Origin of the sequence: Streptomyces sp. NPDC051315, from assembly GCF_044455165.1 — a bacterium.
Taxonomy (GTDB): Bacteria; Actinomycetota; Actinomycetes; order Streptomycetales; family Streptomycetaceae; genus Streptomyces.
Genome location: NZ_JBITEN010000008.1, coordinates 24,067 through 47,719, shown reverse-complemented (window position 1 = coordinate 47,719; position 23,653 = coordinate 24,067). Strand labels below are relative to the sequence as shown.

The following is a 23,653-nucleotide window of genomic DNA, read 5'->3' as shown; positions in this document are numbered from 1 at the left end:
GCCGTTTCGAGGGGAGAGCACCCGACCTGACACAGCGGTAATGGGTCTCACCCCCTCGGTCGCACACGGCTGGGGACCTCCGCAGCCGGACGGCCACCCTACCCCAACGGGCGGACGGGAAAGCCGTCCAGCCGGACCCCGCCCTCCTGGTTGTACCGTACAACCAGGAGAGCGAAGGAGGTCCCGGTGGAAGCAGCGCAGGCCGTGGAGACCATCCAGCGCGAGATGACGACCTTCGCCCGGCGTGCCCGTGCCTCGGCGGGCCGGTTGCACCCCGAGCTGTCGCTCGTGTCGTACACCCTGCTCGGCCACCTCGAGGAGAGCGGCGGCTGCCGGGCCACGGACCTGGCCGCGCACTACGCGCTGGACAAGTCCACCGTCAGCCGGCAGGTGGCCGCGCTGGAGCGGGCCGGCCTGATCGAACGGAGCCAGGACCCGCGGGACCACCGTGTCCAGGTCCTCCACCTCACGGACGCCGGCCGCCGCGTCCTCGCCCAGGTCACCGAGAGCCGCCGCGCCGCCTTCCGCGAGCGGCTCGCGCGGTGGCCCCGGGAGGACCTGGAGCGGTTCGCGGAGTATCTGGTGCGGTACAACGCGTGGGGTACGGGGCCGGCTTCGGACGCCGGCTGAGGAGCGGACCTCGCCGGCGCCCCGCTACCCCACCGGCGCCGCCGTCCTCCGGCCCTCCCCCAGCCGCTCCGGGGCCCGGGCCGACAGGAACGCCGTCCTGCGGCGCAGGCGGAAGCCCAGCGACTCGTAGAGGCGGACGGCGTGGGTGTTGGCGGCACCGGTGTGGAGGAAGGGGGTTTCGCCGCGTTCGCGGATGCCGTGGGCGACGGCGAGGACCAGGCGGGAGGCGAGTCCCCCGCCCCGGAAGGCGGGGTCGGTGCAGACGGCGCTGATCTCGGTCCAGCCCGGGGGGTGGAGGCGCTCGCCGGCCATGGCGACGAGGACGCCGTCACGGCGGATGCCGAGGTAGGTGCCGAGTTCTATGGTGCGGCGTTCGAAGGGGCCGGGCCGGGTGCGGGCGACCAGGTCGAGCATCTCGGGGACGTCGGCGGGGCCCAGGCGGACCGCCTCCGGATCCGGCGCGGCGTCCAGTCCCTCATCGACGAGTTGTACGCCCTCGGCCCGGAAGGTGATCTCCCAGCCGGCGGGAACCTCGCCCCGGAACCCGGGCAGCGGCACCTCCGCGCCCGGCCCCGCCAGCGCGGCGAGGTCCGCCCAGTCCTCGGCGTCCGGCTCGTCGGGCAGGGCCAGCCAGGGGGACACGTCGACGGGGTAGCGCAGCACCCGGCCCCGCCGCTCGGCGAAGCGCGCGTGCGGGCCGCTCAGGGAGGCGAGGGCGGGGTTGTCGAGAACGTGGGGCACGTCGGGCCGTGCGGGCGACGCGGAGGCGAAGCGGGACCTGCGCGAGGGTGCGGGCGCGGCCGGGGAGGCGGGGTCGGGGGCAGGCGCGGGTTCGGACGCGGAGGCGGAGGCGGGCTCGGCCATGGGCTCGGGCTCCGGCGCGGACCCGCCGGGCCGGTCCGCGTCGACGAGAGCCTCGGGCTCCGGACCGCCGTACCGGGTGAAGACGTACGCCTTCGGCATGTGCTCCCACTCTCCTTCGCCGTCGGCGGGGCCGCCGGCGGCAACGACAACCTGCACGAACGACACCTGCAAGGAGGGAGTGAAGGGCGGCTATTCCCGGGGCGCGGGAGAGTTCATACGGGCTTAATGATCCTGGGCGGCCCGGGTCCGGGGCACCGCCGGCTTGCACGTACGGTTGACGGAGCACACCGTCGCCGACCCTCACGCTGGAACCGCATGAACGTCACCCGAGGCTTCACCGGACGCCCGCGCGTCCACCATCCGGGACTGCCGCCCGGTCAGTACGACGCGGGCGACGACTGGCCCGTACTGTCCGCCGAGGTCACCCCCGACCTCGCGCCGGCCGACTGGACCTTCCGGGTCGACGGGCTGGTGGAGGCGCCCCGTGCCTGGACCTGGGAGCAGGCGCACGCGCTGCCCGCCTCCGCCTACGAGGGCGACATCCACTGCGTGACCGGCTGGTCGAAGTTCGGGGTGCGGTTCGGGGGCGTGTCGCTGGACGCCTTCCTGGACGCGGTCCGGCCGCACACCTCCGCGACCCACGCCGTCGCCTACTCCCACACCGGGTACACCACCGGTCTGCCGCTCGCGGACCTGACCGGCGGACGCGCCTGGATCGCCTTCGCGTACGACGGCGAGCCGCTCACCCCCGAGCACGGCGGTCCGGCGCGGCTGGTCGTGCCCCACCTGTACTTCTGGAAGAGCGCCAAGTGGATCGCGGGCCTGCGTCTCCTCGACCACGACGAGCCCGGCTTCTGGGAGCAGAACGGCTACCACGCGCGCGGCAACCCCTGGGAGGAGCAGAGGTACTCCGGTGACTGAGACCTTCACTCCCCCGGCCCGGTTCGCCGTGCCGGGCCGCATCGCCGTGAGCGACCTCGCCGCGGGGGTGTGGCAGACGGCCACGCTCACGGAGATCCGCCGTGAGACACCGCGGGCGGCCACCTTCCGGTTCGCGGTGCCCGCGTGGGCGGGACATCTGCCGGGGCAGCACCTGATGCTGCGGCTGACCGCCGAGGACGGCTACAGGGCCCAGCGGCACTACTCGATCGCGTCCGCGCCCGACGACTCGGGGCACATCGAGCTGACCCTGGACCACGTGGACGGCGGCGAGGTCTCCGGCTGGTTCCACACCGTGGCCGAGCCGGGCGACGAGGTCGAGGTGCGCGGCCCGCTCAGCGGTTTCTTCGCCTGGCCGGGCGACCGGCCGGCGCTGCTGATCGGCGCCGGCTCCGGGGTCGTCCCGCTGATGTCGATGGTCCGCCACCACCGGGCGCGCGGCCTCGCGGTGCCGTTGCGGCTGCTGGTGTCCGCCCGCAGCCCCGAGGAGCTGATCTACGCCCGGGAGTACGGCGCGGAGACGACGACCGTGTTCACCCGGAGCGCCCCTGAGGGGGTTCCCGTGGGCCGGCTGACGGCCGCCCGGCTGGCGCCGCTGCTCGCCGAGGAGCCGGCGGGCGGCTGGGAGGCGTACGTGTGCGGGTCCAACGCGTTCGCCGAGCACGCCTCGCGGCTGCTGGTGGCGGCGGGGCAGCCGGTGGACCGGATCCGGATCGAGCGGTTCGGCTGACGTCGCGCCCGTCGGCCGGCGCGATGAGGGATCTCGCCCGGAGGGGGTATCCGCTCGCTGTGGGCACTCGTCCGCGTGACGGCGAGGAGGTCGACATGCGAAACCGGGTGCGCGGCCGGGGACAGCGGCGGAATCCGCTGCGGCGCCGGTCGGACGTGGTGGAGGCCTGGACGGCGCTGGTGGTGGCCGTGCTGCTGCTGGTGGGCGCGCCCCTGGCGGGGGCGGTGGCCGGCCGGTGGGCCCACGACGACGCGCGGGCGACGGCGGCGGAGCAGCGGGCGGAACGGCAGCGGGTGCGGGCCGAGGTCGTCGGCCGGCCGGCCGACGCCCTGGCGACGGTGCAGGGCGGCCGGGACGACTCCTACCGGGTCGCGGTGCGCTGGACGGAGCCGGGACAGGGCACGCGGACCGCCACCGCGCGGGTCCCGGCGGGCACACGGCAGGGTGAGGTGGTCGACGTGTGGTTCGACGCGCGGGGCCGCGGCGTCGGCCCGCCGGCGGACGGCACGGCGGTGTGGCAGCACACCCTCACCCTGGGGGTGGCCACGGCGGGCGGCACGGCGGCCCTGGTGCTGCTCGGGCACACGGTGGTCCGGCGGGTGGCGCTGCGGCGCCGGCTGGACGAATGGGGCCGGGAGTGGGCGCGCACGGGTCCCGAGTGGAGCCGGCGCAGCGCGTGAGCGCCGTGGGCGCCCCCGCGGAGAGGTGGCCGCAGTGAGGTCTGGCGGGCGTTCCCCCTGCCCACGTACGGTGTGATCATTCGTTCGGCCACTTTACAAAAGGCGGTTGTTCATGGCCCTGTTCGACCTCTCCCTCGAGGAGCTCCACGAGTACCGCAGCGCGTCCACCGAGCCGGAGGACTTCGACGCGTTCTGGTCGAAGACCCTCCAGGAGGCCCGCGACCACGAACTCGACGCGCGCTTCGAGCCCGTGGACACGGGGCTGGCCACCGTGCGGGTGTACGACGTGACGTTCGCCGGGTTCGGCGGGCATCCCGTGAAGGCCTGGCTGACGCTGCCCGCCGGAGCCGAGGAACCGCTGCCGCTGGTCGTGGAGTTCGTCGGCTACGGCGGTGGCCGCGGTCTGCCGCACGAGCACCTGCTGTGGGCGTCGACGGGCCGTGCGCACTTCATCATGGACACCCGCGGCCAGGGCAGCGCCTGGGGCGGCGGGGGCGCCACCGCCGACCCGGTGGGCGGCGCGCCGGCGTACCCCGGGTTCATGACGCGCGGTATCGACGCGCCCGAGAACTACTACTACCGCCGGGTGTTCACCGACGCGGTGCGCGCCGTCGAGGCGGCCCGCTCGCATCCGCTGGCCGACGCGGCGCGCACGGTGGTGACCGGCGCGAGCCAGGGCGGCGGCATCAGCATCGCCGTGGGCGGCCTGGTGCCGGACCTGCTGGGGGTCGCCCCGGACGTGCCGTTCCTGTGCGACTTCCCGCGCGCGGCGACACTGACGGACCGGCATCCGTACCGGGAGATCGGCCTGTTCCTCAAGACGCACCGCGGCCGCACGCAGGACGCGCTGCGCACCCTGTCGTACTTCGACGGCGTGCACTTCGCCTCGCGCGCCTCGGCGCCCACGCTCTTCTCGGTGGCCCTGGAGGACCAGACCTGCCCGCCGTCGACGGTGTTCGCGGCCTTCAACGCGTGGGCGCACGCGGAGAAGGCGATCGAGGTGTACGACTTCAACGACCACGAGGGCGGCGGCCCCTACCACGAGGCGGCCAAGCTGCGCTGGCTGAGGTCGTACGTCTGAGGCACCCTCGGCCTTCCCACTGGTCCGACCGGTCGGTACGTTCAGGGGGCCCGGACCGCGCGGTCGTGGTCCGGGCTTCCGACGGATCACGGAGGGCCCATGTCCGAGCACGTGCCCCAGGTTCACGGCCACTGCGACGCGCGGTTCGCCGCCGTGCGGTCCGCGTTCGAGGAGAACTTCCGGGAGCGGGGTGAGCTGGGCGCGGCGGTGGCCGTGGTGGTCGACGGCGTGACCGTGGCCGATCTGTGGGGCGGCTGGGCCGACCGGGCGCGCACCCGCGCGTGGGAGCGGGACACGCTGGTCAACGTGTGGTCGACGTCGAAGGGGCCGGTGGCGCTGTGCGCGCACATCCTGGCCGACCGGGGGCTGCTCGACCTGGACGCGCCGGTCGCCGCGTACTGGCCCGAGTTCGCGGCGGCGGGCAAGGAGCGGGTCCTCGTGCGGCATCTGCTGTCGCACCGCGCGGGCCTGTCCGGTCTGCGCGAACCGCACACCCTGGAGCAGCTGTACGACTGGGAGTCGACGACCGCGCGCCTGGCGGCGACGGAGCCCTGGTGGGAGCCGGGCACACGGTCGGGTTACCACGCGTTCACGTACGGCTTCCTCGTCGGCGAGGTCGTGCGGCGCGTGTCGGGTCTGCTGCCCGGCGCCTTCCTGGAGCGGGAGGTGACGGGCCCGCTCGACATCGACTTCACCATCGGGCTGCCCGAGAAGGAGGCCGGGCGGGCGGCCGAGCTGATCCGTCCGCCGGCCGCGTCGAGCAGTGAACGGGCGGCGTTCTTCAGCCGGTTGACGCCCGCCGCCATCGCCGCGCTGGCCAATCCCCCGGTGGGCGCCGAGGAGGCCAACTCGCCCGGATGGCGAGCCGCCGAGGTCCCGGCCGCGAACGGGCACGGCACCGCGCGGGCCGTCGCCGCGCTGTACGGCGTCCTCGCCGGCCGGGGCTCCCACGGCGGCCACCGGGTCCTGTCCGCGGAGGCGGCCGAGCGGGTGCGCGAGGGGCAGGGCAGCTGCCGGGACCTGGTGCTGGGCGCCGGCTTCGCGCACGACACGGAGATCGGGCTCGGCCTGTGGCTCAGCGGCCCGAACGGCTCGTACGGGCCGAACCCGCGGGCTTTCGGACACGACGGCTTCGGCGGCTCCTGCGGCCTCGCCGATCCGGAGGCGGGGGTCTCGCTGGGCTACGTGATGAACCGCATGGGGCCGGGCATCGCGGACGATCCCCGGAAAATGGCGCTGGTGGAGGCCGTGTACAGCGCGCTGTGAGGGGCGGCGGGCCGGTCCGGTTTCGGCCGATCGGGCCACCCGCCCTTCCCTGGTGGTTTAGACCAATGCTAGATCTGGTGGCGCACAAGCCCGCACGGCACGCACCCCCAGGAGGCGCGCGGCATGGCCCGCACCACCCCCGACGACCGGCCCATGTACTGGCGGATAGCGAAGGAGTTGCTCGGCGAACTGCGCGACGGCACCATCCCGCCCGGTGAACGCCTGCCCGGCGAACGGCAGTTGGCGGAGCACTTCGGCGTCAGCCGGGTGACCGTCCGGCAGGCGCTGGAGGTGCTGCGCCGGGACGGGCTGGTCGCGACCGACCGGCGCGGCACGCACGCGTCCCTGCCCGGGACGCCGGTCGGCACGCTGTCCTTCCTCGCCTTCCCGCTGGGCGTCCGGGCCGCGGACGACCCCACGGCGGTGGAACGGACCGCGGTCGGCTGGGAGCCGCCCCCGCCGCGGCACGCCGAGGCGCTCGGGCTCGCCCCGTACCGCCCGACGCTGGTCCACCGCTACCGGTCCACCGGAGCCGACGGACGCGGGCTGCGCACGGCCGTGACGTCGTTCTCCGCGGTCGCCCTCGCCGAGGTGCCGGAACTCGCCCGCTACCGCGACCGCGCCGGCACCGCCGGATGCCCCCAGCTGCGCCGGGCGTACGACTGGATGCGCCGGGCGGGCATGACGCTGCACCACCGGGACTCCCTCACCCTCGACGACGACGCCCGATCGCTGCGGGTGACGCGGCGGGTGCACGACCAGTACGCACGGCCGCTGGAGATCACCGAGCTGGTGATGGACGCCCACCAGGAGGAACTGGTCTACGCGTTCACGCTCCCGGCGGCGGACGGGCCGCGCGCCGTCCCGGACGCCGCGCGGTGGGTCCCCAGCCGTGCGCTCTGAGCCGGTCCACGCGCCCGGTCCACGCGCCCGGTCCGCCGCCGGCCGGTCAGCGCACGCGGCGCGCCTCGACCATCCGGACGCGTGGACTTCCGTCGCTCCTGGTGCCGAACTCGGGCAGGACGTGGAGGTCCACACGGAACCCGGCCCGCTCGAGCTCCCGGCGCACCTCGCCGAGCCGGAAGGCCCGGTAGTACATCACGAACGGCGGCCTCCACAGGGCGTTGCGCACCCGCATGACGGCGTCGAAGCCGAGCAGCATCCAGAAGGCCGGGGACGACGGACACGGCGGTGCGAGCACGGGGAACGCGAAGCGGCCGCCGGGTCGCAGCACCCCGTGCACCTGCGCGAAGAGTCCCGGTAGTTCGCGCGGCAGGAAGTGCCCGAACGCGCCGAAGCTGACGACGAGGTCGAAGGCGGCCGTGAACGGCAGGGCGCGGGCGTCCGCGCGGACCCAGGACACCCGCGGGCCCGCCGGCCGGGTGCGCTCGCGGGCCACGTCGAGCATGCCCGCGCTGAAGTCGACGCCGGTGACGCTGCGTCGGCAGACCGTCGTCAGTACGTCGACGCCGGCGCCGGTGCCGCAGCACAGGTCGAGTCCGTCGTCGTACGGGCCCGTGCGGCGCAGGGCCGAGGTCACCGCGTCCAGGACGGAGTCGGGGGTGCGGAAGGGCGTGTGGTCGAACTTCGGCGCGAGCAGGTCGTAGCCGCGCTCGACGGAGGACAGCGCCTGGACGGCGAGCTCGCGCAGGGTGGGGCCTTCGGGGCTGAACATCCCGGTCAGCCTATCCCCGCCGGACGACGGGGGTACGGCGCTCCAGCAGCGCGAGGACGCGTACGCACCAGCGCAGGTTCTCCTCCTCGAAGGCGATGCCGCCCATCAGGGTGAGGTAGGGGCCGATCCGGTCGGCCTCGCGCAGGTAGTCGTCCTCGGTCCGGCCGTCGAGGAGCCGTTCGCGCACCCGCTCGTAACGGGTGAGTTTGCCGCGTGCCCAGCTCATGCGTTCCTCGATCTGCGCTCGCGTCACCGCGGGGTCCACGCCGTCCATGGCCTGGATCTTGATGAGGAGTTCGTCGCGGATGGCGGTGGGCTTGCGGGGCGGGGCGGCGGCGAAGGCGCGCAGGTCCTCGCGGCCGGCCTCGGTGAGCGTGAACATCCGCTTGGTGGGCCGGCGCTCCTGCTGCACGACGCGCGCCTGGATCAGACCGTCCCCCGCGAGCCGCTCCAGCTCCCGGTAGAGCTGCTGCGGGGTCGCGGGCCAGAAGTTCGCGAGGGAGACGTCGAAGATCTTGGACAGCTCGTAGCCCGAGGCCTCGCCCTCCAGGAGGGCTGCCAGAACGGCGTACTTGAGGGACATGTGGACATGGTACGGGCCGGTGATTATTCTCATCGACACCTACTCAATTATTTGAATATGAGGTGATCCGATGCGCGCGTTCCGTGCGGCGGTGGAGGCCGGCGACCTCGGCGCCGTGGAGGCCCTGCTGGCCGAGGACGTGGTGTTCACCAGTCCGGTCGCGTTCACGCCGTACGCGGGCAAGGCGATCACCGCGGCCGTCCTGCGGGCCGTGTCGCAGGTCTTCGAGGACTTCCGGTACGACAGGGAGCTGACCGGCGCGGACGGCCGCGACCACGCGCTGGTGTTCACCGCCCGGGTGGGCGAGCGGAAGCTGACCGGCTGCGACTTCATCCACCTGAACGGGGACGGTCTCATCGACGAACTGACCGTCATGGTGCGGCCGTTGTCGGGTGCGCAGGCGCTGGCGGCGGCGATGGGGGAGCGGTTCGAGGAGATCGTGAAGGACGCGCAGACCCGGGCGGCCTGATCCGCCCGGGCCGCGCGCGAGCCGCTCCCCACGCGGGGCGGCCATCCCCACCGACAGGCCGATGCCCGTCCCGCACGGAGCGGGCAGGGCGGCATCACGCCGACGTCAGTTCCCGAGCGCCTTCAAAGTGGCCCTGGTGTCCGTCTTCAGCCAGTCGCCGACCTGGTCCAGCGTCGGCGGGTCGTCGTCCTCGTCGTACGAGGAGAGGTAGACGCTGTAGTTCATCGTGTACGTCACCCAGCCGTCCCGTACGGCGAGGGTGGCGTCCATGGAGCCGCTGTCGGAGCTGTCGGTGGTGTCCTCGCTGACGAGGTAGGCCTCGTCACCGATGCCCGTGACGGTGTCCACCTCGTAACCCGAGCGGCTCTCACCGTAGTTCCTCCACCTGGCGGTGAACTCCGGCCCGGGGTCCGTCTCCTTGTGCAGGCCCACCTCGATGGAGAGGTAGGCGTCCGAGTAGGTCGAACCCGACTTCTTCAGACTGAGGCTGCAGTAGCTCTCGTCGAGGGCGGGGTCCTGGAGTTCGTTGTGGCTCGGGGAACTGTCGTCCTCCGGGTACTCGTCCTGGAACGACGAGTAGTCCGCGACGGTGCACAGGTTCGCCGGCGCCGTGTAACCACGCAGGTCCGCGTCGGCTTCCGCGCCGCCGATCAGGAAGACACCGGCCGCCCACGCGGCGGACGCCACCAGCGCGCCGACGACCACCCACAGGACCGCCCGTCCGGCCCCGCCGGTCCCGCCGCCGGCCGGCGGGACGGCCGCGGGGCCGTACGGAGCCTGCTGGAGGTACGGATTGGCCGGCTGGGGCAGGCCCGGCTGACCCGCCAGAGTGGGCTGGGCGTAGAAGGCCTGCTGGCCCTGCGGGGACGCGGGTGACGACGGAGGGAACCCGGCGGTCTCGTGGGAGCCCGGCGACTGCGGATGCGGATACGGGTACGCGCTCGGCTGGGCGGGCGCCTCGGACGGCTGCTCGGGCTGCTGCGGAGGCTTTGGCGGCGTGGACATGACGTGAAGATACGGCAACGATGGCGGTCAAGTCCCTTGTCGTCAGGGATCGTTATGGTCTGGGGACATCTGGGGTGAACCTGACAGCGGGCGGCTCGGCCCCGGCCTCCTCGGCGCGGCGGCCGCCCGTCGGGAATGGACGCGGTCCTCGCCGCGTTCACCCGGCACGAGTCACGCGTCCCATAGCCAGGGCCGCACACCGAGTGCTACGCTGACGTCAGCATCTGTGTACGCCCGGTTGCCGGCGCCGATGCCAGTTCTCCTTCAGTTCGCTGACCCGCCCGCCCGCCCGGCACGGCGGTGCGTCAGCTCTCCCGCACCCCTCGTGAGCAGGACTTCTCCGCTCCCCGAGGTGATGCTCCCCGCCGTCGGAGGCACGCGTTCCCGTCCCTCCCGTCGCGCTTCTCCCCCCTTCCTTCCGCATGCCTCATGCCCTCCGTCCTCGAAAGGACCACCACCATGACCACCACGCTCGAACACCCCCCTGTCCGCCGGCAGCCCCCGGCCCAGCTCGTCACCGGTGTCCTCGACATCGACGGCAACGGGAAGGGGCACCTGCGGGCCGGGCACTGCCTGCCCTCCGCCACCGACCTCACGGTCCCGCCGGCGCTGATCCGCCGACTCGGCCTGCGCAAGGGCGACTTCGTCGAAGGCACCGGCGACGGCCGGCGCGCGCTCGCCGACGTGGCACGCGTCAACGGCCGCACACCGGAGGATCTGCACGGCCGCCGTCACTTCCGCGACCTGACGCCCCTGCACCCTCACGAGCGGCTCCGCCTCGAACACCCCGCGGCCGGGCTCGCCGGACGGGTCACCGACCTGCTCGCTCCCGTCGGCAAGGGCCAGCGCGGGCTGCTCGTCGCCCCGCCCAAGACGGGCAAGACCGTGCTGCTCCAGCAGATCGCCGCCGCGGTCGCCGGCAACCACCCCGAGGCCCGGCTGATGGTGGTGCTGCTCGACGAACGCCCGGAGGAGGTCACCGACATGCGGCGCTCCGTGCGCGGCGAGGTGTACGCCTCGACCTTCGACCAGGCCCCCAGGCAGCACATCGCCCTGGCCGAACTCGTCGTCGAGCGGGCCAAGCGGCTCGTCGAGGCGGGCGAGGACGTCGTGATCCTGCTCGACTCGCTGACCCGGCTGTGCCGGGCGCACAACAACGCGGCCGCCGCCGGGGGCCGCACCCTCAGCGGCGGTGTCGACGCCACCGCGCTGATCGGGCCGAAGCGGTTCTTCGGCGCCGCGCGGGCCGCCGAGGAGGGCGGTTCCCTCACGGTTCTCGCCACCGCCCTGGTCGAAACCGGCTCCCGGGCCGACGAATTCTTCTTCGAGGAGCTGAAGGGCACCGGCAACATGGAGCTCCGCCTCGACCGGGAACCGGCCTCCCGCCGGGTCTTCCCCGCCGTCGACATCAACGCCTCCGGCACCCGCCGTGAGGAACTCCTCCTCTCCCCCGACGAGTTGACCACCCTGCGCGGACTGCGCCGTGCGCTGCAGACCCGGGACGGTCAGGGGAACCTGGAGACGCTGCTGGAGCGGATGCGGCAGACGCCGGACAACGCCACGTTCCTGCGCCGCATCCAGCCGACACTGCCGGCCGCCTAGGACCCACCGCCGGGAACACCGGCGTGGAGCCCACGGGCACGCGGTCGGCGGGCCTCACGGACACGCGGGCGGGAGGGGCCCCCACGGGCACGCGGCCCGCGGTCCCCCGGGCACCCGTCCTGCCGCCCCTCGGGCACGCGGCGTGCGGCATCCGGGTGCACGCACGGGGTGTTCCGCACGGACAGGCGGGGAGAAGGCCGGGTTCGTTCCTACGTTGATCATATGACGATCGGATTCTCTTCCCGGGTCGCTGTGCCGGCCTGTGCGTTCTGTGTGGCAGGCGTCCTGGCCCTCGGCCCCGCCGCGGCCGTCGCCGGCGCCGCGGCGGACCCCGGTGTGCCCGGCGGCCCGCGGACGACAACGCCGCGGCCCGGGCTGCTCCACCGCTCCGGTACGCAGGTCAGGCCCCGCTCCGGAGCACCCGAGGTCCCGGACGTCTCCGCACGGTCGTGGTTGGTGGCCGACGCCCGCACCGGTGAGGTGCTCGCGGCGTCGAACGCGCACCGCAGGCTGCCGCCCGCCAGCACCCTCAAGACCCTGTTCGCCCTCACGGTGCTGCCGGTGCTGCCCGCGGGCATCCGCCACCGGGTGGCCGAGGAGGAGCTGACCGGCATCGGGGCCGGCAGCAGTCTCGTCGGAGTCGCCGAGGGACGCAGGTACCGGGTCTCCGACCTGTGGCACGGGGTGTTCCTCAGCTCCGGCAACGACGCCGTGCGCGTCCTGGCCGCCCTCAACGGCGGCTGGCGCACCACGGCCGCCCGGATGCAGGCCAAGGCGCGGTCGCTGGGCGCCCTGGACACGCGCGTGCTCTCCCCGGACGGCTACGACACGCCGGGCCAGGTGTCGTCGGCGTACGACCTGGCCGTGTTCGGGCGGGCCGGACTGCGCCATCCCGACTTCGCCCGGTACTGCGCGACGGTCGAGGCCCGGTTTCCCGGGCGCGGCGGCGGGACCTACCCGATCGTCAACACCAACCGGCTGCTGACGGGCAAGGACGGTGTCGAGCCGTATCCGGGGCTGATCGGCATCAAGAACGGCTACACCAGCGAAGCCGGCCACACTCTCGTCGCCGCCGCCCGCCGGGGCGAACGCACCCTCGTCGTGACGGTGATGAACCCGCGGGCGGGTGGCGGTTTCACCGTCTACGAGGAGGCGCGCGACCTGCTCGACTGGGGGTTCGAGGCCGCCGGGCGGGTCGACCCGGTGGGTTCGCTGGACGCGCCGCGGGCGGCCCGACCGCGGCCGGAGCCCGACGCGGGGCCGGTGCCCGACGCGGGGCCGGTCGCCGCCGCGGGGCCGGTCGCCGCCGCGGACGCCGTCGGGGAGGGACGGCCCGGCTGGTCGGAGGCGGCCGTCATCACCGGCGCCGCCGTGCTGGGCGGCGCCGTCGTGGCGCTCGTGCTGTGGCTCCTGGGGCGCCGCCCCTCCGGGCGGTGACCCACGGGCAGCCGGACGAGCAGGCCGAGAGCGATCCACGTGTAGAGGTTGGCGCCCAGGAAGCCGTCGACACCGGACGCGTCGTCGGACCACAGCCACACCACGCTCGTGCAGAGCACCGCGTACAGGGCACCCGCCAGGCGCGGGTGCCCGGCACGGATCAGCACGGCGAACGACGGCAGCAGCCAGACCAGGTGGTGCACCCACGTGATGGGGCTGACCAGGCAGGTGGTCAGGCCGGTGAGCGCGAAGGCCGCCTGCCAGTCCCCCGCGGCCACCGCCCGCCGCGACCGCCAGGCCCACCCGCACAGCACCAGCCCGGCCAGCACCGCCCACACGGGCCGGCTCTCCACGCCCAGCCGGGCCAGCACGCCCTGGAGCGACTGGTTGGAGACGTAGTCGAGGCGGCCCACCCGGCTCGTGTCCCACAGGGCCCGCGTCCAGTAGAAACGGGAGGCGTCCGGGGCGATGAGGGCCGCGAACGCCGAGGCCCCGACGGCGACACCGGTGGCGACGGCGGCCGGGCGCCGGCGGTGGGCGACCAGCAGCAGGCCGATGAAGAGCGCCGGCGTGAGCTTGACCGCCGCCGCGAGGCCGATGCCGATCCCGGCCCAGCGGGTCCGCCCGGTGGACAGCAGCAGGCAGTCGGTCAGCACCAGGGCCAGCAGCAGGAGGTTGACCTGGCCGAAGCTGACGGTGTCCCGCAACGGTTCGAACAGCGCGAGGGCCGAGGCCGCGAGGGCGGCGCCGTACCAGCCGTGGCGGCGCCAGGCCGGGCCGGTCAGGACACGGACGACGACGGTGAGCGCCGTCAGGTTGAGCAGCAGCGCCACCGCGATGGCGGTGGGCAGCCCGACCAGCGCCATCGGCAGCATGGTGACGGCCGCGAACGGCGGATAGGTGAAGCCGTACGGCGTGCCCGGCACCCGGTAGTCGTAGACACGGCCGCCGTCGTGCACCCAGGTGGTGACGGTTCCGTAGTAGACGCGCAGGTCGAACCAGTCGCGCAGGAGGGGGACCGTCGCGGTGAAGACGGTCACGGCGGTGACGAGGGCGAGGGCCAGCAGGATGCGGCCGCGGTCGGTGGCCGGAGTCGAGGTTGCTCTCATGCCGGGCGTCCCAGGGGCGCCGGGGCCCGGGCCGCGAGGTGGGCCTGCCACAGGACGACCACCGCCAGCGCGCCCCCGGAGACCGCGAGGACCAGACGGCCGGTGTCGGCGGGGCCGCCGTCGGGCAGGACGGCGAGGGCGAGCACGCCGGCCACGGCCGCCGTCCGGTGCCGTACGGAGGTGCTGGGAGCCGCGGCCGCGATGAGGAACAGGCCCCACAGGGCGTACCAGGGGCGGACGGCCGGGCCGAACGCGGCGACCGCCGCGAGGCTCAGGCCGAGCGCGTACACCGGACGCGGGCGCAGCCGCCACCAGATGACGACCAGGGCGACGGCCGTGACGGCCAGGCCCAGGGCGTGCCACAGGGGGACGGCGAGGGGGGCGAGGTCGCTGCCGAGGGTCTCCAGCAGGGCGCGGGTGGCACGGCCGAGCAGGCTGGTGAGGGCCCAGTTCTGTGCGGAGACCGGGGTGTCGAGGGCGCCGATCCAGCCGTATCCGGTGCCCGCCACGGCGGTCGCGGTGACCGTGGTGGCGGCGGAGGCGGCCGTCGTGGTCAGCGCGGCGCGGACCGGGCGCTGTCCCGCCCGCGGGTGGAGGGCCAGGACAGCGGCGAGCCCGAGCGCGGCGGGTGCCTTGACCAGGGCGGCGAGGGTGACGAGGACGGCTGCGAGGACCGGGTGGCGGCCGAGGGCGGCGACCAGGCCGACGCCGAGCAGGCCCAGCATGATCGCGTCGTTGTGGGCGCCGGCCACCAGGTGCAGCAGGACCAGCGGGTTGAGGGCGCCCAGCCACAGCGCGGCGGCCGGGTCGGCGCCGCTGTGCCGGGCCAGCCGGGGCAGGGCGGCGGCCATCAGCGCCACCCCGCACAGCGCGACGCAGCGCATCCCGATCAGGCCGGCCGGGAGGTCACCGCGGGTCAGAAAGGACAGGGCGGCGGCGACGGCGAGGAACACCGGACCGTAGGGGGCGCCGGTGTGCTGCCACAGCGGGGCGACCTCCTCGGCGAGCGGACCGCCGAGCCGCGCCGGACCGTGCGCGTAGACGTCCAGGTGGGCGTCGACCATGGCGCCCTGGGCCAGATAGCTGTAGACGTCCCGGCTGAACAGCGGCGGCGCGATCAGCAGGGGCGCCGCCCAGACGGCGAGGACCAGCGCCAGGGCGCGCGGGGCGGGCGGGTCGCCGCCGCGCACCAGGCGGCCGAGCAGCATCCAGGCCGCGGTCAGCAGGACGAGCCCGAAGTACACGCCGACCAGGCCCAGCACCGCGTGCGGCGAGGACGGGGCGAGGAGTTCGCGGGCGGGCAACGCGCCGGCCGTCCCGCCGCCGAGGGCGAGACAGGCGGTGCCGGTCAGACCCAGCACCTGACAGCGGCGGAGATCGACGGGGAGAGCCAGGGCCACCACGTGGTCAGCGTGTCGACGCCGGGTGGCCGGAAAGCGACGCCTCCCCCTCCGGGCGGCGGCCTGTGCGTGACCGCCGCGTGAGCGTGTCCGGCCGTCAGCGGAAACGCGGGCTGGACACGGGTCCGGACGACTTCACCCTGGCCCGGTCGCCCCGCAGCCAGGTGCCGCGGACGGCGGTGACGAAGTCCGTGAGCCGCTCGACGGGATCCGCGGGCGTCTCACCGTCGCCCTGGTCGGGCGTCGGGTCGGCGGCCACGATCTCCGCGGCGATCTCCGCCTCGGGCCGCTCGTCGGGCTCTGTCCGCTCCACCCCGCCGTCGGGGGTCTGCCGCAGCCCCTCGCCCCACGGCGCCACCACCGTCTGGTGGAGCAGCGTGACGCTGTCGGGGGTGACGGCGGGCGTGTCGGTCCAGCAACTCGCGTGCTCGTGGAGCACCTGGCCCGGAGCCCGGTCGAACAGCCGGCCGAGCGTCTCCGCTCCCTGGTCCGCCTCGGCCGTCCGGTTCAGGTCGTAGGCGATGACGACGGTGTCCTGGCGTCCCGCGTCGAAGGGCTCCGCGGGGAGGCCGAGGACCTCCGCCGCGGCCAGGCCGAGGATGCGGCTGCCGCGGTCCGGCAGCAGGGACACCGAACGCGGGCGCACCTGGGCCGCGTGGAGCACCGCCTTGAGGCGCAACAGGCCCTGCAGGCACGTGTCATGGGTGTCCTGGAGGTAGGCGAACCGGCCGGCCATGCCGGCGCCGAAGCCGTACGGGGAGTGCGTGCCCAGCACGGTGCCGCCCATGACGTACTGCCAGCCGCGCAGGTCCGTGCGGTCGAGCGTGCTCACCGCCTCGGCGCTCGCCGCGCGGTCGAGGACGCGGTTCTGGCGGTCGCGGGCGGGCAGCCACACGGTGTCGTCGGGGGCCGGCAGCAGCGCGTGGTGGTGGCGGGCCAGGCCCAGGTCGCCCGCCAGGACGGCGTTGAAGACCAGCAGGTAGCGGTCGGGCCACTCGTCGAACCTGCCCTCGCGCGCGGCGAGGAGGTCGGCCGCCTCACGGTGCCGGCCCTCGTCCTCGTACGCCGAGACCAGTTCGCGCAGCGCCGCCGGGGAGTCCGGCGCCAGGCGCACGGCCTCGCGCAGCGCGGGTATCGCGAGGTGGGACACGCCGCGCTCCACGCACGCGTACCCGTAGTCGTACAGGGTCCGGGCCTTGTCCGGCTGTGCGGTCACGGCGGTGGCGGCCCGGTGGAGGTCGTCGAACCCGGCTGCCTCGGCGGCCCGCGCGACCACGAGGGCGACCTCCGCGAGGGGCTGGGGCTCGGGGGCCTGCCGCAGCCGGCGCAGTGCTCCGGGGACGTCGCCTGAGTCCAGGCACTCCCAGGCGGTGAGCAGTTCGGGGGACGTGGGACGGCGGAGCCTGCGCGAGAACATGCGGAGGATCTTCGCCGGTGACCGGGTGTGTCCTCAACCGGATTAGCCGATCAGAACACCGAGAGCCCGGTCATCGTCGTGAAGCGGTCCAGGGCCGCCACACCGGCCACCGAGTTGCCGCGTTCGTCCAGGCCCGGGCTCCACACGCACAGGGTGCAGCGGCCGGGGACGACCGCGATGATGCCGCCGCCGACGCCGCTCTTGCCGGGCAGGCCGACCCGGTAGGCGAAGTCGCCGGCCGCGTCGTAGGTGCCGCAGGTCAGCATGATGGCGTTGACCTGCTTGGCCTGGCTGCGCGTGAGCAGGCGGGTGCCGTCGGCGCGGACGCCGTGCCGGGCGAGGAAGGTGGTGGCCAGGGCGAGGTCGGCGCAGGATGCCGTGATCGAGCACTGCCGGAAGTACTGGTCGAGGAGGGCCGGCACGGGGTTGTCGATGTTGCCGTAGGACGCCATGAAGTGGGCGAGGGCGGCGTTGCGGTCGCCGTGCGCGGACTCGGAGGCGGCGACCTGCCGGTCGAAGTCGAGGGCCGGGTTGCCGCTCTCGGCACGCAGGAAGGCCAGCAGTTCGCCGGCCGCGTCCCCACTGCGGGTGTGCAGGCGGTCGGTGACGACCAGGGCGCCCGCGTTGATGAAGGGGTTGCGCGGGATGCCGTTCTCGTACTCCAGCTGGACCAGCGAGTTGAACGGGTTGCCGGAGGGTTCGCGGCCCACGTGCTCCCAGAGCGCGTCGCCCTCGCGGGCAAGGTCCAGGGCGAGGGTGAAGACCTTGGTGATGGACTGCGTGGAGAACGGCTCGCGCCACTCCCCCACGCCGTACACCGTGCCGTCCAGTTCCGCGACGGCCATGCCGAAGCTGCGGGGGTCACGGGCGGCGAGCGCCGGGATGTAGTCGGCGGGCCGGCCTCGGCCGGGGGTGCGCTCCATCTCCTCGGCGATGCGCTCCAGGACCGGCTGGAAGGTCAGCGACGACGTCGTTGTCATGATCACCATTGTGCCTTCTTCGGTCGGTTCTGGAGCGTCGGCGCAGGTCAGGACCGGGTCAGACGCCGGTCACACCAGAGGTGAGCCGTTGCCGGCGACGACCTCGGGCCGCAGCAGGTCGGCGAGTCGCTCGGCGGGCAACAGGCCCTTCTCCAGGACGAGTTCGGCCACGCCGCGGCCGGTGACGAGAGCCTCCTTGGCGATGTCGGTGGCGGCCGTGTACCCGATGTACGGGTTCAGGGCGGTGACCAGGCCGATGGAGTTCTCCACCGTCGCGCGCAGCACCTCGGTGTTCGCGGTGATGCCGTCGACGCAGCGCTCGGCGAGGGTCAGACAGGCCGCGCGCAGATGGGTGACGGACTCCGACAGGGAGTGCAGGATGACCGGCTCGAAGGCGTTGAGCTGGAGCTGTCCGGCCTCGGCGGCCATGGTGATGGTGACGTCGTTGCCGATCACCTCGAAGGCGACCTGGTTGACGACCTCGGGGATCACCGGGTTGACCTTGCCGGGCATGATGGACGAACCGGCCTGCACCGGCGGCAGGTTGATCTCACCGAGGCCCGCCCGCGGCCCGGAGGACAGCAGCCGCAGGTCGTTGCAGCTCTTGGAGAGCTTGACCGCGATCCGCTTGAGCACGCCGGACATCTGCACGAACGCCCCGCAGTCCTGGGTGGCTTCGACCAGGTTGGCGGCGGTGACCAGCGGCAGCCCGGTGATCTCGGCGAGGTGGCGGCGGGCCGACTCGGCGTATCCGGCGGGCGCGTTGAGGCCGGTGCCGATCGCGGTGGCACCGAGGTTGATCTCGTGGATCAGCTCGACGGCCTCGGCGAGCCGGCTGCGGTCCTCCTCGATCATGACGGCGTAGGCGGAGAACTCCTGGCCGAGGGTCATCGGCACCGCGTCCTGGAGCTGGGTGCGGCCCATCTTCAGCACGTCGCGGAACTCGACCGCCTTGGCCGCGAAGGCGTCCTGGAGCACGGCCATGGCCTTGAGCAGTCCGCGGACCGCGAAGACGGTCGCGATCTTCACGGCGGTCGGGTAGACGTCGTTGGTCGACTGGCCGAGGTTGACGTCCTCGTTGGGGTGCAGGTACCGGTACTCGCCCTTGGCGTGGCCCAGCAGCTCCAGCGCCCGGTTGGCGACGACCTCGTTGGCGTTCATGTTGGTCGAGGTGCCCGCGCCGCCCTGGATCACGTCGACGACGAACTGGTCGTGCAGCCGGCCGGCGCGGATCTCCCGGCAGGCGGCGACGATCGCGGCGGCCTTCCGCGGCTCCAGCAGTCCGAGCTCCTCGTTGGCGAGGGCGGCGGCCTCCTTCACGGCGGCCAGGGCGTCGATCAGGTGCGGGTAGGCGGAGATCGGGGTGCCGGTGATGGGGAAGTTCTCCCTGGCGCGCAGGGTGTGGATGCCCCAGTACGCGTCGGCGGGGACGTCCCGGTCTCCGAGCAGGTCGTGTTCGCTGCGGATGGCGGCGGTCATGAGGGTGCGGCCTCTTTCTGAGGGTGAGGGTGAGGGTGAGGCTGGGAGGAGCGGGCGACGTCCGTCGAGGTGGTGGCCGGCTCGGGCGGTACGGGGTGACGCCCGCCCGAGCCGGTCCGGGACCGCCCCGGCGGGTCAGCCGAGGCGGCGGTTCGGGGGTGGTGCCGCGCGAGCCGGACGCGTACCGGGAGGCGGGACACGAGGACGGCGGCTCAAGGAGCCCGGCGCGGCGCGCCGGTCGGACAGCGGGTGCGGCGTGACCGCCCTGAGCGGGTGGTGCGTGAACGCCCTGAACGGGTGGCGCGTGAACGCCCTGAACGGGTGGCGCGTGAACGCGTTGAGCGAGTGACGCGCCACCGCCCTGAGCGAGTGACGCGCGACCGCCCCGCGCGGCTGCCTGCCCGGTCGGCGGTCGCGGCGGACCGTGCCCTTGCCGAGCGTGCGCCGCCCGCCCGGCCCCGGCCCGGCGGACGCCCGCCGAGCGGTACGGCGGTGTCGCCCACACCGGCCGGTCGCCCGGGGAACCGCGCACCCGGCTGCGGCGACACGTGGGCGTCGGCCGACCGGTCCGATGGAGACCGGCCCCCGCGCGACCATGAGACCGTGCGCGCCGGTCCGGTCCGGCACCGGAACGGCACGACGGCACCGGCCGCCCACCCGGTGAACGCCGGACCGAGCACAGCCCGACGGGCAGCACCACGCGGTACCGGCCGCCCGAGCCCGGGCGGTACGGCCCTGAGGGCCTCCCGGGCCGCACGGCACCGGCGGTGGCCTTCGCGCGTGGCCAGGTCCGGGCCGCATCGGCACGCGCCGTGCGACCTCGCCGACCGGTCGGAGGAACGTGGCGCGCGGATCGCCACCTGCGCGCCACGGCGGACCGGGGGGACGGAGGCGGGCCTGGCCGTGACGGCGCCGGCCGTGGGGCCGGGCGGCGCGTGGCCGGCCCGTGCCGTATCTCCCCGCCGGCCGCCGCAGGCATCACGCGCAGGCCGGCAGGGACACCGGGTCCAGGGCCCGTACCGGGCGGACGCAGCCGACCGGTACGCCTCCGCCGAGCAGGGGCTCGCCCGCGAACTCGGTGAGCAGGGCCGGGTCGACGCCGGCGCGGGCGAGGGCGGCCGCGGTGACCGGGACGCGGGCCCGGTCGGCACCGTCGGCGATCTTCACGGCGACCGCGCGGCCGTCGGGAAGCGCGGCGACCCCGACGCCCTCGAAGCCGTCCTTGGCGAGCAGCCCGGGCACGGCCCGCATCAGCGCGGCCACGTCCCGGCCGGAGCCGGAGGCCATCTCGGCGTGCTCGCGCATCGCGTCCGCCACGCGCGCCTCGGGGGTGCCGGGCGCGGCGGTGGTGATGCGGGCGGCGGCCCGGGCCAGGCCGTTCAGGGACACGGAGAAGAGCGGGGCGCCGCACCCGTCGACGGTGACCCGTGCGATCCGCTGGCCGGTGAGGTCCTCGACGATCTCGGCGATCGCCTGCTGGAGCGGGTGCTCCGGGTCGAGGTAGCCGTCGAGGGGCCAGTCGTTGAGCCGGCAGGTGTACAGCATGGCCGCGTGCTTGCCGGAGCAGTTCTGCGCCGGCCGCGAGGGCAGGCGGCCCTCCCGCACCCACGCGTCGCGGACCGCCCGGCCGAACGGCATGTCCGGCACGTTGCGCAGGTCGTCCTCGGTGACGCCGGCCAGTTCCAGGATCCGCCGGGTGCCGGCGAGGTGGCGTTCCTCGCCGGAGTGGCTGGCGGCGGCGAGCGAGAGCAGCTCGCCCTCGAGCGGGAGGCCGGCCCGGACCATGGCGACGGCCTGGACGGGCTTGAGGGCCGAGCGCGGGTAGAAGGCGACCTCGATGTCACCGAGCTGGAAGTCGACCTCGCCGTCGGGGCCGAGGACGACGACGGAGCCGTAGTGGATGCCCTCGGTCACCCCGCCGCGGACGAGGTGGGCGACGGGCGCGTGGAGGGGTTCGCGGATCGCGGGGGCTTCGGCGAGGGAACTGCTGTACATCACTGCCTGGATCACTGGTGGGTTGGCGTGGGCCGGCGCCGGGTTCACGCGTCGGCCCCGGGGGTGGTGCGCGCGAGGCGGCCGCGGACGGCGTACCAGCCCGCGACGAGCGCTCCGACGATCAGCGGCAGGCACAGCACGGTGGTGCGTCCGGCGCCGCCGTCGGCGTACATGAGGACCAGGACGGAGGCGAGGAAGGCCAGCGTCACGAGTTCGGTCCAGGGGGAGCCCGGCAGTCGGTAGCCGGGGCGGGTCAGCTCGCCCTTCTCGGTCTTCTGCCAGAAGACGAGGTGACAGATCATGATCATGCCCCAGGTGGCGAGGATGCCGATCGCCGCGAAGTTGAGGACGATCTCGAAGGCGTCCGCCGGGACGACGAAGTTGAGGCCGACGCCCAGGACGCACATGCCGCTGGTGAGCAGGATGCCGCCGTAGGGGACCTGGCTGCGGCTCATCCTCGCGGTGAACGCGGGGGCGGAGCCGTTGACGGCCATGGAGCGCAGGATGCGGCCGGTGGAGTACAGGCCGGAGTTGAGGGAGGACATCGCCGCGGTGAGGACGACGAGGTTCATCACGCCGCCGGCCGCGGGGACGCCGATGTTGGACAGGACGGTCACGAAGGGGCTCTCGCCGGCGGTGTACGCGTTCCACGGCAGCAGCATCGAGAGCAGGACGACCGAGCCGACGTAGAAGAGGCCGACCCGCCACATGATCGAGTTGATCGCCTTCGGCATGATCTTCTCGGGGTTCTCGGTCTCGCCGGCGGCGACGCCGACCAGTTCGACGGAGGCGTAGGCGAAGACGACGCCCTGGATGATCAGCAGCATGGGCAGCAGGCCGTTGGGGAAGACGCCGCCGTGGTCGGTGATCAGGGACGGGCCGGGGGTGGTGCCGTCGACCGGGTGCTGGGTGACCAGCAGGAAGATGCCGATGCACAGGAAGACGACGAGCGCGCCGACCTTGACGATGGCGAACCAGAACTCCAGTTCGCCGAAGATCTTCACCGAGATCAGGTTCACGGTGAGGACCACGGCCAGGGCGATGAGCGCGATCACCCACTGGGGTATGTCGGAGAACATGCCCCAGTAGTGGGTGTAGGTGGCCACCGCGGTGATGTCGGCGATGCCGGTGGTGGCCCAGTTCAGGAAGTACATCCAGCCGGCGGTGTACGCGCCCTTCTCGCCGAGGAACTCGCGGGCGTACGACACGAAGGCGCCGGAGGACGGGCGGTACAGGACGAGTTCACCGAGGGCGCGCACGACGAGGAAGGCGAAGAGTCCGCAGACCGCGTAGGCGATGAAGAGGGAGGGGCCGGCGTCGGCGAGGCGGCCGCCGGCGCCGAGGAAGAGGCCGGTGCCGATGGCGCCGCCGATGGCGATCATGTTGACGTGGCGGGACTTCAGGGACTTGCTGTAGCCCGCGTCTCCGGCGTCGACGTGACGGGTCGAGGGGCGTGTCCCGTCTTCGAGGTGCTGTTCGCTCACGCCTCGGGTCCGCCTTCCAGGGGGGTGGTCGTGCGGGGGGAACGCACGATGTCGGTGAGGGTGGTCTCGACGCGGTCCAGGTGATGGCTCATGGCCTCCACCGCGTCGTGCTCGGAACCGTCGGCCAGCGCTTCGACGATGGCCCGGTGCTCGCGGTTCGACTGCTCGCGGCGCCCGCCCAGTTCGTTGAGGAAGGCCGACTGACGCGCCAGTGCGTCACGGATCTCCTCGATGACGCGGCGGAAGACCGGGTTCTGGGCGGCCTCGGCGACGGCCAGGTGGAAGAGGGTGTCCATCGCGACCCACGCCGTGGTGTCCGTCTCCCGTTCCATCCGGTCCAGCAGGTGGGCCAGGTGGTCCAGGTTCTCCGGGGTGCGGCGCAGGGCCGCGTACCCGGCGACCGGGATCTCGACGTGGCGGCGCACTTCCAGCAGGTCGCTGGCCGCGTAGTCGCCGAAGGTGGGGTCCTCGACGGTGTTCGCGACGACGAAGGTGCCCTTGCCGGTACGGGAGACCGTCAGGCCCATGGTCTGCAGGGCGCGCAGGGCCTCCCGCAGGACGGGCCGGGATACCTCGAGGGTGCGGCAGAGCTCCGCCTCGGAGGGGAGCTTGTCGCCGATGGCGTACTCGCCGCGCTCGATGGCGCCACGGAGGTGGCCGAGGACCGCTTCCATCGCGCTGACGCGACGCGGCGGCCGACCACCTGTCTGGCTGTCTGACAGGTTCACGGGAGAGATGTTCCGGGTGAGGCCCGGTCGGTGTCAAGGCGGCTGAACGGAAAGATGCACCGGGCGTGAGTCCTGAAAGCGGACTTGACGCCCGGGTCGC

Annotated in this window: 20 protein-coding genes and 2 pseudogenes; 10 read left to right on the top strand and 12 right to left on the bottom strand. The window is 73.9% G+C overall.

The window, feature by feature from the left end:
• The first annotated feature begins 186 nt into the window (after positions 1 to 186).
• A complete protein-coding gene (locus tag ACIBBD_RS16945) occupies positions 187 to 630 on the top strand; it encodes a MarR family winged helix-turn-helix transcriptional regulator (protein ID WP_399420178.1) in 444 nt (147 codons plus the stop codon).
• 24 nt (positions 631 to 654) lie between these two features.
• On the opposite strand, the gene ACIBBD_RS16940 is transcribed toward ACIBBD_RS16945, so the two are convergent.
• The gene (locus ACIBBD_RS16940) at positions 655 to 1,371 is read right to left on the bottom strand and encodes a GNAT family N-acetyltransferase (protein ID WP_399420457.1); all 717 of its coding nucleotides are present in this window, start codon (positions 1,369 to 1,371) and stop codon (positions 655 to 657) included.
• 438 nt (positions 1,372 to 1,809) lie between these two features.
• Between ACIBBD_RS16940 and ACIBBD_RS16935 the strand changes: the two genes are divergently transcribed.
• From ACIBBD_RS16935 to ACIBBD_RS16910, 6 genes are all read left to right on the top strand, one after another.
• Positions 1,810 to 2,415 (top strand): sulfite oxidase-like oxidoreductase, encoded by a 606-nt coding sequence (locus tag ACIBBD_RS16935; protein ID WP_399420177.1) that lies wholly within the window; start codon positions 1,810 to 1,812, stop codon positions 2,413 to 2,415.
• Entirely contained in the window at positions 2,408 to 3,163 is a 756-nt protein-coding gene (locus ACIBBD_RS16930) for a ferredoxin reductase (RefSeq protein WP_399420176.1), read from the top strand. Before ACIBBD_RS16935 ends, ACIBBD_RS16930 begins: the two co-directional genes overlap by 8 nt.
• 95 nt (positions 3,164 to 3,258) lie before the next feature.
• Complete coding sequence (locus ACIBBD_RS16925; RefSeq protein WP_399420175.1) at positions 3,259 to 3,843, top strand: hypothetical protein; 585 nt, start codon at positions 3,259 to 3,261, stop codon at positions 3,841 to 3,843.
• A 112-nt stretch (positions 3,844 to 3,955) separates the two neighbouring features.
• On the top strand, positions 3,956 to 4,924 hold the full coding sequence (locus tag ACIBBD_RS16920) for an acetylxylan esterase (protein WP_399420174.1): 969 nt from the start codon (positions 3,956 to 3,958) through the stop codon (positions 4,922 to 4,924).
• Between the two features lie 99 nt (positions 4,925 to 5,023).
• Entirely contained in the window at positions 5,024 to 6,190 is a 1,167-nt protein-coding gene (locus ACIBBD_RS16915; RefSeq protein WP_399420173.1) for a serine hydrolase domain-containing protein, read from the top strand.
• 123 nt (positions 6,191 to 6,313) lie between these two features.
• Positions 6,314 to 7,093, top strand: a complete 780-nt coding sequence (locus ACIBBD_RS16910) for a GntR family transcriptional regulator (protein ID WP_399420172.1) — start codon at positions 6,314 to 6,316, stop codon at positions 7,091 to 7,093.
• A gap of 46 nt (positions 7,094 to 7,139) precedes the next feature.
• Here ACIBBD_RS16910 and ACIBBD_RS16905 read toward each other — a convergent pair whose 3' ends face one another.
• Both ACIBBD_RS16905 and ACIBBD_RS16900 read right to left on the bottom strand, forming a co-directional pair.
• A complete protein-coding gene (locus tag ACIBBD_RS16905; RefSeq protein WP_399420171.1) occupies positions 7,140 to 7,865 on the bottom strand; it encodes a class I SAM-dependent methyltransferase in 726 nt (241 codons plus the stop codon).
• A 10-nt stretch (positions 7,866 to 7,875) separates the two neighbouring features.
• A complete protein-coding gene (locus ACIBBD_RS16900; RefSeq protein WP_399420170.1) occupies positions 7,876 to 8,448 on the bottom strand; it encodes a PadR family transcriptional regulator in 573 nt (190 codons plus the stop codon).
• 70 nt (positions 8,449 to 8,518) lie between these two features.
• Between ACIBBD_RS16900 and ACIBBD_RS16895 the strand changes: the two genes are divergently transcribed.
• Positions 8,519 to 8,917: a nuclear transport factor 2 family protein gene (locus tag ACIBBD_RS16895; protein WP_399420169.1), complete on the top strand. Its 399-nt coding sequence runs from the start codon at positions 8,519 to 8,521 to the stop codon at positions 8,915 to 8,917.
• Positions 8,918 to 9,022: 105 nt separating this feature from the next.
• Here ACIBBD_RS16895 and ACIBBD_RS16890 read toward each other — a convergent pair whose 3' ends face one another.
• On the bottom strand, positions 9,023 to 9,922 hold the full coding sequence (locus tag ACIBBD_RS16890; RefSeq protein WP_399420168.1) for a hypothetical protein: 900 nt from the start codon (positions 9,920 to 9,922) through the stop codon (positions 9,023 to 9,025).
• Between the two features lie 459 nt (positions 9,923 to 10,381).
• On the opposite strand from ACIBBD_RS16890, the gene rho reads away from it, so the two are divergent.
• Positions 10,382 to 11,524 (top strand): transcription termination factor Rho, encoded by a 1,143-nt coding sequence (gene rho, locus ACIBBD_RS16885; RefSeq protein WP_399420167.1) that lies wholly within the window; start codon positions 10,382 to 10,384, stop codon positions 11,522 to 11,524.
• Between the two features lie 222 nt (positions 11,525 to 11,746).
• Positions 11,747 to 12,583: pseudogene (locus ACIBBD_RS16880) on the top strand (D-alanyl-D-alanine carboxypeptidase family protein); the annotation flags it as partial.
• 83 nt (positions 12,584 to 12,666) lie between these two features.
• On the opposite strand, the gene ACIBBD_RS16875 reads toward ACIBBD_RS16880, so the two are convergent.
• From ACIBBD_RS16875 to ACIBBD_RS16840, 8 genes and pseudogenes are all read right to left on the bottom strand, one after another.
• Positions 12,667 to 14,070, bottom strand: a complete 1,404-nt coding sequence (locus tag ACIBBD_RS16875) for a glycosyltransferase 87 family protein (RefSeq protein ID WP_399420166.1) — start codon at positions 14,068 to 14,070, stop codon at positions 12,667 to 12,669.
• Positions 14,067 to 15,500, bottom strand: a pseudogene (gene mptB, locus ACIBBD_RS16870) (polyprenol phosphomannose-dependent alpha 1,6 mannosyltransferase MptB); the annotation flags it as partial. The gene ACIBBD_RS16875 and the pseudogene mptB, both read right to left, overlap by 4 nt.
• 67 nt (positions 15,501 to 15,567) lie before the next feature.
• Positions 15,568 to 16,887 (bottom strand): tetratricopeptide repeat protein, encoded by a 1,320-nt coding sequence (locus tag ACIBBD_RS16865; RefSeq protein ID WP_399420165.1) that lies wholly within the window; start codon positions 16,885 to 16,887, stop codon positions 15,568 to 15,570.
• A gap of 50 nt (positions 16,888 to 16,937) precedes the next feature.
• Positions 16,938 to 17,876, bottom strand: a complete 939-nt coding sequence (locus tag ACIBBD_RS16860; protein ID WP_399420164.1) for a glutaminase — start codon at positions 17,874 to 17,876, stop codon at positions 16,938 to 16,940.
• Between the two features lie 60 nt (positions 17,877 to 17,936).
• A complete protein-coding gene (gene aspA, locus ACIBBD_RS16855) occupies positions 17,937 to 19,346 on the bottom strand; it encodes an aspartate ammonia-lyase (RefSeq protein WP_399420163.1) in 1,410 nt (469 codons plus the stop codon).
• Positions 19,347 to 20,324: 978 nt separating this feature from the next.
• Positions 20,325 to 21,341 carry an asparaginase gene (locus tag ACIBBD_RS16850; RefSeq protein ID WP_399420162.1) on the bottom strand — a complete coding sequence of 339 codons (1,017 nt, stop codon included), beginning with the start codon at positions 21,339 to 21,341 and terminating at the stop codon, positions 20,325 to 20,327.
• 44 nt (positions 21,342 to 21,385) lie between these two features.
• Entirely contained in the window at positions 21,386 to 22,825 is a 1,440-nt protein-coding gene (locus tag ACIBBD_RS16845; RefSeq protein ID WP_399420161.1) for an amino acid permease, read from the bottom strand.
• Entirely contained in the window at positions 22,822 to 23,499 is a 678-nt protein-coding gene (locus ACIBBD_RS16840) for a FadR/GntR family transcriptional regulator (protein WP_399420456.1), read from the bottom strand. The genes ACIBBD_RS16845 and ACIBBD_RS16840 overlap by 4 nt, the downstream gene beginning before the upstream one ends.
• Positions 23,500 to 23,653: the final 154 nt, after the last annotated feature.